Genomic DNA, 10,021 nt, shown 5'->3' on the forward strand with positions numbered 1-10,021 from the left:
CTTTCAATTGGATGTTGCGTCGCTTACCAACGTTTTTTATTCGCTCTTAATCAGGAGGGTATTTATGAGCCGCTTAACCACCTCAATATTCCTATCTAGTGCTCTAATTCTCGGGGCGACCTCGGTGCATGCGGCACTGCCTGACGAGGCCACACTATATAAAAATCCCCAGTGCGGCTGCTGTGACGGTTACGCACGTCATCTTGAAGAGCTCGGCGTAGAAGTGACGATTATTGATGACGTGGAGTTGGGTGATATCAAGCAACAGGCGGGCGTGCCTTATGGCTTGGGATCGTGCCATACCATCGAGATGGGCGAGTATTGGATTGAAGGGCATGTGCCGATGGAAGCGGTTACAAAGCTGTTTGAAGAGCAGCCTGACGTCGATGGTATTGGTTTGGCCGGTATGCCCATTGGTACGCCGGGTATGCCTGGTCCTCAAGACGAGCCCTATAACGTCTACGCGTATAGCGACCAGCAGGATGAGCCGTTCATGACACTGGCGCCTTGAAGAACGGCCGCTTAAGACTTTTCAGGTAGCGCATAGCTGGCGGTGACATGCACCACGGGGCGCGTGTCATCGCTGGCTGAAAAAATCTGTACTTCGCCCACCGCTAGGCGGCGGCCGAGTTTGATCAGCTTGGCGTGGGCGATAATGTCGTGATCACCGGAAGCCGCGCGCAGAAAGTGGCAGTTTAAGTCGCTGGTCACGGCCATCGCCTCTGGGCCGATTTGCGCCAAGATAGCGACGTACATAGCGACATCTGCAAACCCCATCATCGTGGGCCCGGAAACCCGCGGGCCAGGGCGTAGATGTTCATGGCCAATCTTTAGGCGCATGGTGGCGCTCATCTCGCCCACGCTCTCTATCTTGCCCATTCGCTGGGGAAAGACTTCATCCAGAAAGTGCTCAATCTGCTCAGCAGTCATCACGGTCATTGTTATTATTCCTCACGTTTTCTTTAACGTTAACGTCAATCAGCCTAAATAAAAAGCCCCAAGGCGCGAGCCTTGGGGCTATGTGAGTAAGCGAGCGGGCTTACTTAACCTTATGCACGTTTAGCTTTGTGCACCTGGCGCCATTCGTGGAGTAGCGGCTCGGTGTAGCCAGAAGGCTGGACGCGACCTTTGAAGATCAGGTCGGAGGCAGCTTTGAACGCGGTAGAGGCTTCAAAGTCCGCACTCATAGCGGTGTAGGTCGGGTCGCCTGCGTTCTGCTCGTCGACTACCTTGGCCATACGCTTAAGGGTTTCTTCCACCCGCGGCGCATCGACAATGCCATGGTGCAGCCAGTTGGCAATGTGCTGGCTTGAGATACGCAGCGTCGCACGGTCTTCCATCAGGCCGACGTTGTGGATGTCTGGCACTTTCGAGCAACCTACGCCGTGCTCTACCCAGCGCACAACGTAACCCAGAATACCCTGGCAGTTGTTATCCAGCTCCTGCTGCTTCTCTTCATCGGACCAGTTGGCGTTTTCCGCCACCGGCACGGTGAGTAGATCATCCAAGTAGTCGGGCTCGCCCAGCTCTTCCAGCTCGCGCTGAACGTCGGTGACGTTGACTTGGTGATAGTGCAGCGCATGGAGCGCGGCCGCCGTTGGCGAGGGCACCCAAGCGGTGTTGGCACCGGCTTTCGGGTGGCCGATTTTTTGCTCCAGCATGTTGTGCATCAGGTCCGGCATGGCCCACATGCCTTTACCGATTTGCGCACGACCGCGTAGGCCGCAAGCAAGGCCCACTTGCACGTTGCTCTTTTCATAGGCCTGGATCCACGCAGCGCTCTTCATATCGCCTTTGCGCACCATGGGGCCTGCTTCCATGGCGGTATGCATTTCGTCGCCAGTGCGGTCCAGGAAGCCGGTGTTGATGAAGGCTACGCGGGAAGCGGCTTCCGCAATACACGCCTTGAGGTTAACGGTGGTGCGACGCTCCTCATCCATGATGCCCATTTTCAGGGTGTCACGGCTCATGCCCAGAAGGTCTTCAACGCGGCCAAACAGTTCGTTGGCGAAGGCGACTTCTTTAGGGCCGTGCATCTTCGGCTTCACGATATAAACCGAGCCAGTGCGCGAGTTGCGCGGCTGGCTGTCATCTTTTTTCAGATCATGCAGCGCGAGTAGTGAGGTCACTACCGCATCTAGAATGCCTTCCGGCAGCTCGTTGCCGTTTTCATCCAGAATCGCAGGCGTGGTCATCAAGTGACCCACATTACGCACGAACATCAGCGAACGACCGGGGAGGGTGACACTACCGCCATCGCTAGTTTGCCAGGTGCGGTCGGCGTTCAGCTTACGCGTAAACGTCTTGTCACCTTTCTCGATCTTCTCTTCCAGGTCGCCCTTCATCAGGCCGAGCCAGTTGCTGTAAACACCGACCTTGTCTTCTGAATCCACCGCAGCAACGGAGTCTTCACAATCCATGATCGTGGTCAGGGCGGCCTCGACGACAACATCCTTCACGCCGGCCGGGTCGGTTTTACCGATGGAATCGCTGGCGTCGATCTGAATTTCCAGGTGCAGGCCATTGTTACCCAGCAAAATGGCATCGGGTTTGGCTGCTTCGCCAGTGAAGCCGATCAGCTTGCCGGAGTCCTTCAAGCCGGTTTCACGGCCGCCTTCCAGGGTGACGACCAAATGCTCGTCACGGATGGCGTACTTCACCGCGTCACGGTGTGAGCCAGTGGCCAACGGTGCCGCGCGATCCAGCACGCCGCGCGCGTAGGCAATCACTTTGGCGCCGCGTTTCGGGTTGAAGCTGGTGCCTTTCTCGGCGCCGTCGTCTTCTGAAATCGCGTCGGTGCCGTACAGGGCATCATAAAGGCTGCCCCAGCGTGCATTGGCAGCGTTCAGCGCATAGCGCGCATTGCTTACCGGCACCACCAGCTGCGGGCCTGCTTGAACAGCTACTTCTCGATCAACATTCGTCGTTGTCGCTTTGACGTTAGCGGGGGCTTCCACCAAATAGCCAGTCTCTTTCAGAAAGCTGCGGTACGCAGGCATATCGGTGACCGGGCCGGGGTTTTCCCGGTGCCACGCATCTAGCTTCTCTTGCAGCGTGTCGCGCTCTTCCAGCAATTGACGGTTTTTAGGGGTCAGATCATGAAACAGAGCATCCACACCGGCCCAAAAGGCATTTTCATCAACGCCTGTTCCCGGTAGCGCCTGCTCATTAATAAAACGATCTAAATCGGCTGCCACCTGTAAACGGTGGCGCGTGATACGCTCACTCATGGGGTATCTCCTGTGAGGATGCCCGTGGGCACTCTGTTTTTTAGAACATGTTTTTTTAGAACATGGGTTCTTAAAACATGGTTTGCCGTGGGCAGAGTAAAATGTATTTATGGAAAATAATTCCACATTTGCTCGGGCATGTAAACAGCGTAGACCCTAAAGCGGTAAAATGCGCGACCAAATGACTAGCAATTAGAAGTTGATAGCGCGACTCGCCTGCCGCGTCTAGGCCAACGTAAAATGGCGATATGGAGAAACAACGATGCGTGATTTCCAACATCTGGAAGGCTTGTTTCGCCATGCTTCGGGCGAGACCGCCCTTAGCCGTCTGCTGCCAGGGGAAAGTTTGACCGACGCCATGCAGGACTATTTTCAGCACTATGGTCTGGAAGTCCTGCTATTGGATACCAGTGAAGTACACGCAGGCTTTATTGATACTGGACGCTTTGCGCTGTGGTGCCAAGTGTGGAGCCCGCCGCAGCCGGTGGGCACCGCTTTCGTGGTGCACGGTTATTTTGACCATATGGGCCTGTATCGCCATCTGCTCAAGCGTTTGCTGGCCAAGGGCTGGCGGGTGGTGCTGTGGGATCTTCCGGGCCATGGTCTTTCCAGTGGTGCGCGCGCGGAAATAGAGGATTTCGATGATTATCAGCACTGTCTGACCCACCTGCAGACCACCCTCAAGAGCCAGGGAATGGCGCCGGCCCCGTGGCTGGGGGTGGGGCAGAGCACCGGCGGGGCAATTCTAGCTACCGATGCGCTCGCCCGTCGAGAGGATGCGGGCTGGTCAGGCTTGGTACTGCTGGCGCCATTGGTGCGACCTTGGGGTTGGAGTCAAACAAGCTGGCTGCACTTGATTGCCAGCCCATTTGTAAAAGAGCTGCCGCGTAAATATCGGCCCAACTCTACCGACGAACAGTTCACCGAATTTCTACGCGAGGGAGACCCTCTGCAGCCCGAGCGCTTGAGCGTTGCCTGGGTGAGCGCCATGCGCCGCTGGATGCCCCGCCTGCTGGCGCATGAGCCCAGCCAGTTACCTACGCTTATTTTGCAGGGCGAGCAGGATTTGACCGTTGATTGGGAGTGGAATTTAGCGATTCTGGCGAAGAAGTTTCCCAATGCCGAGATCCATCGCCACCCGGAAGCCCGCCATCATCTGGTAAATGAAGCCGATTCCATCCGGGAGGTGCTGTTTGAAGCGCTGGATGGGTTTATAGACCAGTTAAGCGAAAATCAGGCCTAGTGCCGCTTTTCGCTAAGCTCCCTTCAGCATCCGATCCAACTGCCGGTAGCCAATCGCTTCAATAAAGTGCGGTTGAGTGGGTTTGGGTTCACCCTGCAGGTCGGCTAGCGTAAGCGCCACCCGCAAAACGCGGTGGTAGGCGCGGGCGGAAAGCTTGAGCTTTTCGAGCACGCCTGCAAGCCAGGCGCGTTCTTCATCATTCAGGTCGCAGGCGGCTTCCAGGGCTTTGCCGCTTAACTGGCTGTTAAGTGCGCCGCGCGCCATTTGGCGCTCCCGCGCCGCGATTACTCGCTCACGCACGGCTTCGGAGGACTCGCCTTGAGTTTGCGCGGTGAGCTGTTCAGGTGGCAGTGCGGGGACTTCCACCTGAAGGTCGATGCGATCCAGCAGCGGCCCGGAAAGCCGTGCTTGATAACGCTGAATTTGGCTGGCGGTACACTGGCAACGCTGGCGCGGGTCGCCTAAGTGGCCGCAGGGGCAAGGATTCATGGCGGCTACCAATTGAAAACGAGCTGGATAACGGCGTTCATGGCTGGCGCGGGCTAAATGAATCGTACCTGTTTCCAGTGGCTGCCGAAGTACCTCTAATACATGGCGTGAAAACTCGGGCAGTTCATCCAAAAAAAGCACGCCGTGGTGAGCGAGTGATATTTCGCCGGGTTTGGGTTTTGAGCCGCCGCCGACCAGGGCGGCGGCGCTGGCACTGTGATGGGGTTGGCGAAACGGCCTTTTGCCCCAGTCGGCTTCCAGCGGCAGGCCGCAGACTGAGCGCACCGCGGCGACTTCCAGCGCATCCTCTTCGGAAAGCGGCGGCAGAATGCCCGGAAGGCGGCTGGCCAGCATGGTTTTGCCGGTGCCTGGCGGGCCTGCGAATATGAGATTATGACCACCAGCAGCGGCGACTTCGAGCGCGCGCCGCGCCTGCTGCTGGCCGCGCACATCGGCGAGGTCATCCACCGGGGCGGTGGTTTTAACCGAGGCGCTGAGCTTGTGCGGGAGAATCTTCTCTTGGTCGAGTAAGTGCGCCACGACTTGCCAGAGCGTGTCGGCAGGCAGCACCGGTAAGTCGCCTGCCAGGGCCGCTTCATCGGCGCAGTCGCGGGGAATAATAAGCGCTTTTTTCACCCGCCGCGTAGCCAGGGCAAAGGGCAGTATTCCCGGCACGGCGCGCAGTTTGCCATCTAGGGCCAACTCACCGGCGCACTCCATACCTTCCAATGCTTCCACCGGAATTTGCCCAGAGGCGGCGAGAATGCCCAGGGCTATAGGCAAATCAAAACGGCCACCCTCTTTGGGGAGATCAGCGGGAGCGAGGTTCAACGTGATTCGTCGCGTATTAGGGAAATCAAAGCCTGCATTGACCAATGCACTGCGCACCCGTTCACGGCTCTCTTTGACGGCGGTTTCCGGTAGGCCCACCAGCGTTAGACCTGGCAAGCCGTTGGCTAAATGCACCTCGACATGCACCGCTGGTGCGTCTAAACCTACGCCTGCGCGCGTGGCTACAATGGCTAGCGTCATCGCCTTCCCTCGCTGGTTTTTGGTAAAAGCTCTGACCCTAATGTGAGCGTAATCTACTTTAATTTAAGTATTAAACTACCTTAGTTAAAAACGCTTTGGTAGCGTTCTGGCTTATGATTATTGTGTTGGCGCTGCTTCCAGTGCTGCGGTCAGTTCCTTGGCAAAGCGTTGAGCCGAAGGTAATGCGCCGAAGCTCCATACCGGCGGTAGGTGTAGCAGGTTGTCATTCTTGACGCTGGGAAGTTGTTGCCACAGGCCGCTTTTTGCAAGCTGCTCTTCTACCCCGGCGGGGAGTGGGTCGATGATAACCAGCATTGCCTCAGGGTAGCGTGCCAGCGCTTCAACCCCTACCAGCGCAAATCCCCAGGCGTTGGTGGGCTGGTCCCAGGCATTAGGGAGTTCGAGCTGCTCTAGAACAGCGTTGTAAAGACTGTTATCGCCAAAGACGCGCACGTGGCGGGCATCCATGAACTGCACCATGAGCAGTGGTGCGATTTCTGACTGTGAGCGGGGCCGGGATTCGCGCAGCGTGGTCATCAAGGTTTGGGTTTCTTCGATCAGTTGCTCTGCCTGGGGCTGACGCTCGGTTAACTCGCCCAACTGGCGGGTCAGGGTTTGCATCTCTTGCCAAGTATCGGTGCCGGGCGAATAGAGCGCGAACGAGGTGACCGGTGCGATTCGCTCCAGGCGCGGTGTTAAGCCAGCGAACATGGGGGAGATCAGTATCTGTTCGGGCGGTACTTGGGCCAATAGCTCCAGATTGGGTTGGGTGCGCAGGCCCATATCAGTGGCACTGTTAGGTATACGGGGCTCACCTACCCAGTCGTGGTAAGCGTCCTGTTGGGCAACGCTGCTAATAGGGGCGTCAATGGCCAGCAGGGTTTCGGCGATAGTCCAGTCGACCGTTGCCCACTGCGCCTTTGCCGTTGAAAAAGTCATTAGGCAAACGGCGAACAGCCCACAGCGTACAAATAAAGAGAGCAGGGTGGTTTGGCGCATGATGAAGAGAGGCCATCCAGAAAAATAAGAGCTGTATTTAAACGATAATATTTATTGTTTGCAAACATGGGTGCAGGTGATGCCGTAGCGCAATCCCAATTGCTCCAGCGACTGCGGTGTCAGGGCCTGCTGTGTTTGGTCTACAGGCGGATGAGTCGCGAGTGTTTTCATAGGTCATGCGCTATCGTTTTCAATGATATGCATCAAATTGGCGCATCATTAGGCAAGGCAATTCGTCAAAATGAAAAAGGCTGCGCTGGCTGAGGCCATCCGACGGCGGGATCGGAACCGATTTGACCTATCTTGGTGCTTACGCGCTATTTATTTGTATCAGGCCGCCTTTCTCAGGGGCTCCACTATTGAAGGCCTTAATGTGCTTGAAGAGGGTTGAGAGGATGCGATTGAGCAAGACGGCTTATCACGACGGCAGACGTCGGCAATAGGTGATGTCACGCTATTGCCGATAACCGCTAACTAAGTGACTGGGCAGTAAATGGGTTTACCGTTTGGTCGGTTTTTCGTCTTCATTGCTGTCACTGTCTGGCTCTGGCTCTGGCTCTGGCGTCGGCACCGGCGGTACTTCTGCTTCTACTGGTGTGGTGGTTGGCGTTGTGGAGGCTTCAACGGCTGCTTCAAGGTTGGCAACTTGTCGCTCTAACGCCTCTACCCGCGAACGCGTGCGCTGCAGTACGTCCATCAAAATATCGAAATCTTCCCTGGAAACAAGCTCTAGGCGGTCGAAGGCGCCACGCACGACTTGCTGTACGCCTTTTTGGATATCTTCCGGTGCCTGAGAGGCGTTCTGTAAACGGTCGCCAATCTGCTGGGCCAGTCGGCTGATGCGGTCTTGAGGCGCCATAGCTGCTCTCTCCTTAATAACTCACTAAATGAATATATATAAAAACGGCTTACCGTAAGGATACGCAACAGTTGGCGAATTCGCATGCGTCGAATGGATTAACTGCTCAGCGGGTGGTTTGCATCGAAATGGAGCAGGCAACATTTGCTTACGCCTTTTTTTGGTGCAATAGCCGTGGTGTGACGATGGATTTGACGAGATTAAGCGCTTTGAAAGACTTTCCTTGTTGTCTAATTAGCTGATTTATAAGTAAAAAAAGTCAGCTGGCACGGTATGCGCATTAACGGTTCAGGTGCTTATTCTGGCGGCTGTGCCGCTACCAATCTAGCAGGACTTATCCAGCAGGGGAGATCCGGGATGAAACTCATCACCGCTATCATCAAGCCATTCAAGCTCGACGATGTTCGTGAGGCACTCGCCGACAACGGAGTTCAGGGCATCACCGTTACTGAAGTTAAAGGGTTTGGCCGTCAGAAAGGGCATACCGAGCTGTACCGTGGCGCCGAATACGTTGTCGACTTTCTGCCCAAGGTAAAAGTGGAAGTGGCCGTCGACGATGCACGATTAGAAAGCGTGCTGGACGCCATCTGTAGCGCAGCCAACAGCGGAAAAATCGGTGACGGCAAGGTGTTTGTTACGCCACTGGAAGACGTGATTCGTATCCGCACCGGTGAGCGTGGCGCTGACGCCGTATAACGGACGCCACGCGAACAGGGCTGCATAGCCGTCTTTTGCGTATAACTTCTCATAGAATAACGGGGAACACCTTATGAATGAGTTAGCTGATTTGAGCTACGCGCTCGATACGTTCTACTTTCTAATTTGCGGCGTGCTGGTGATGTGGATGGCCGCAGGCTTCTCCATGTTGGAAGCGGGCTTGGTACGCTCCAAAAATACCGCTGAAATTCTGACCAAAAATATCGCGCTGTTTGCGATTGCCTGCACCATGTACCTGCTGGTGGGCTACTACATCATGTACTCCAGCAGCGCTGGCGGCTTTCTGCCTAACCTAGGCTTCCTGATTGGCGCTGAAAACAGCGTTGATGCGGTGACCGCAGGCGGCGATGACGCCCCCTACTACTCCATGCGTTCTGACTTCTTCTTCCAGGTAGTCTTTGTCGCCACCGCCATGTCGATTGTGTCGGGTGCCGTGGCCGAGCGTATGAAGCTGTGGGCATTCCTGGCCTTTGCAGTGGTGATGACCGCGTTTATCTATCCGGTGTCTGGCTACTGGACGTGGGGTGGCGGCTGGTTGTCTGAAGTTGGCTACTCTGACTATGCTGGCTCAGGCATTGTGCACCTTGCCGGTGCAGCTGCAGCACTCGCTGGTGTCATCGTGCTCGGGCCGCGTAAAGGCAAATATGGCAAAGATGGCTCTATCCACGCGATTCCCGGTGCCAACATGCCGCTGGCAACGCTGGGTACCTTCATTCTGTGGATGGGCTGGTTCGGCTTTAACGGTGGTTCCGAACTTAAACTGGCGGCCGTCGATTCTGCGAATAACGTGGCGCAAGTGTTTGTAAATACTAATGCTGCTGCGGCAGGTGGTGTTATTGCGGCACTAATTTTGGCCAAACTGTGGTTCCGTAAAGCGGACCTGACCATGGCACTGAACGGTGCGCTGGCGGGTCTGGTGGCAATCACTGCTGATCCGCTCTCTCCGACCGCACTGGGCGCCACGATTATCGGCGCGATTGGCGGCATCATCGTGGTCGCTGCCATCGTCACCCTTGATAAAGTGAAACTGGATGATCCGGTCGGCGCGATCTCGGTTCACGGTGTTGTCGGCATCTGGGGTGTGTTGGCGGTGCCGCTGAATAACGACGGTGCGTCTTTTGGTGCGCAGATTATCGGTATCGTCGGTATCTTCGGCTGGGTGTTCCTGGCAAGCCTGGTGGTATGGTTGATCCTGAAAGCCATCATGGGTATCCGGGTTAGCGAAGAAGAAGAGTATGAAGGCGTTGATATCGCTGAGTGCGGTCTTGAAGCCTATCCCGAATTTGGCATTAAGAAATAAACAGCGGTATTAAGAAATAATTTAATGCTGACCTAGGGCCTGTTGACGTTTTGAGGGATAGCATTGGCAGGATAGGGGCAAACTCACAGAATACAGGTTCCGACACCAACAAACTGCGAGCTTGCCATGCCCCGACTGATGCTCACAGATGA

The 10,021-nt window shown here is 55.8% G+C and carries 9 protein-coding genes; 4 read left to right on the plus strand and 5 right to left on the minus strand.

Features of this window, described 5'->3' with window-relative positions; all coding sequences use genetic code 11:
• Positions 1–64: 64 nt before the first annotated feature.
• Positions 65–511: a DUF411 domain-containing protein gene (locus HUO07_RS07495; RefSeq protein ID WP_176303049.1), complete on the plus strand. Its 447-nt coding sequence runs from the start codon at positions 65–67 to the stop codon at positions 509–511.
• 11 nt (positions 512–522) lie between these two features.
• Here the strand turns inward: HUO07_RS07495 and HUO07_RS07500 are convergent, their stop codons facing one another.
• Both HUO07_RS07500 and HUO07_RS07505 read right to left on the minus strand, forming a co-directional pair.
• Positions 523–939 carry a PaaI family thioesterase gene (locus tag HUO07_RS07500; RefSeq protein ID WP_176303050.1) on the minus strand — a complete coding sequence of 139 codons (417 nt, stop codon included), beginning with the start codon at positions 937–939 and terminating at the stop codon, positions 523–525.
• A gap of 110 nt (positions 940–1,049) precedes the next feature.
• Positions 1,050–3,230 carry a malate synthase G gene (locus tag HUO07_RS07505; RefSeq protein WP_176303051.1) on the minus strand — a complete coding sequence of 727 codons (2,181 nt, stop codon included), beginning with the start codon at positions 3,228–3,230 and terminating at the stop codon, positions 1,050–1,052.
• Between the two features lie 262 nt (positions 3,231–3,492).
• Between HUO07_RS07505 and HUO07_RS07510 the strand changes: the two genes are divergently transcribed.
• Positions 3,493–4,473, plus strand: a complete 981-nt coding sequence (locus HUO07_RS07510) for an alpha/beta hydrolase (RefSeq protein WP_176303052.1) — start codon at positions 3,493–3,495, stop codon at positions 4,471–4,473.
• A 12-nt stretch (positions 4,474–4,485) separates the two neighbouring features.
• On the opposite strand, the gene HUO07_RS07515 is transcribed toward HUO07_RS07510, so the two are convergent.
• The 3 genes from HUO07_RS07515 to HUO07_RS07525 all read right to left on the minus strand — a co-directional run bounded on the left by HUO07_RS07515 (position 4,486) and on the right by HUO07_RS07525 (position 7,852).
• Positions 4,486–5,994: a YifB family Mg chelatase-like AAA ATPase gene (locus HUO07_RS07515; RefSeq protein WP_176303053.1), complete on the minus strand. Its 1,509-nt coding sequence runs from the start codon at positions 5,992–5,994 to the stop codon at positions 4,486–4,488.
• Between the two features lie 117 nt (positions 5,995–6,111).
• Positions 6,112–6,993 carry an ABC transporter substrate-binding protein gene (locus HUO07_RS07520; RefSeq protein ID WP_176303054.1) on the minus strand — a complete coding sequence of 294 codons (882 nt, stop codon included), beginning with the start codon at positions 6,991–6,993 and terminating at the stop codon, positions 6,112–6,114.
• Positions 6,994–7,492: 499 nt separating this feature from the next.
• Positions 7,493–7,852 carry an accessory factor UbiK family protein gene (locus HUO07_RS07525; RefSeq protein ID WP_176303055.1) on the minus strand — a complete coding sequence of 120 codons (360 nt, stop codon included), beginning with the start codon at positions 7,850–7,852 and terminating at the stop codon, positions 7,493–7,495.
• Positions 7,853–8,209: 357 nt separating this feature from the next.
• Between HUO07_RS07525 and HUO07_RS07530 the strand changes: the two genes are divergently transcribed.
• Positions 8,210–8,548, plus strand: a complete 339-nt coding sequence (locus HUO07_RS07530; RefSeq protein ID WP_007112359.1) for a P-II family nitrogen regulator — start codon at positions 8,210–8,212, stop codon at positions 8,546–8,548.
• Positions 8,549–8,621: 73 nt separating this feature from the next.
• On the plus strand, positions 8,622–9,869 hold the full coding sequence (locus HUO07_RS07535; protein ID WP_176303056.1) for an ammonium transporter: 1,248 nt from the start codon (positions 8,622–8,624) through the stop codon (positions 9,867–9,869).
• Positions 9,870–10,021: the final 152 nt, after the last annotated feature.

Origin of the sequence: Vreelandella maris (assembly GCF_013371085.1) — a bacterium.
Classification (GTDB): Bacteria; Pseudomonadota; Gammaproteobacteria; order Pseudomonadales; family Halomonadaceae; genus Vreelandella; species Vreelandella maris.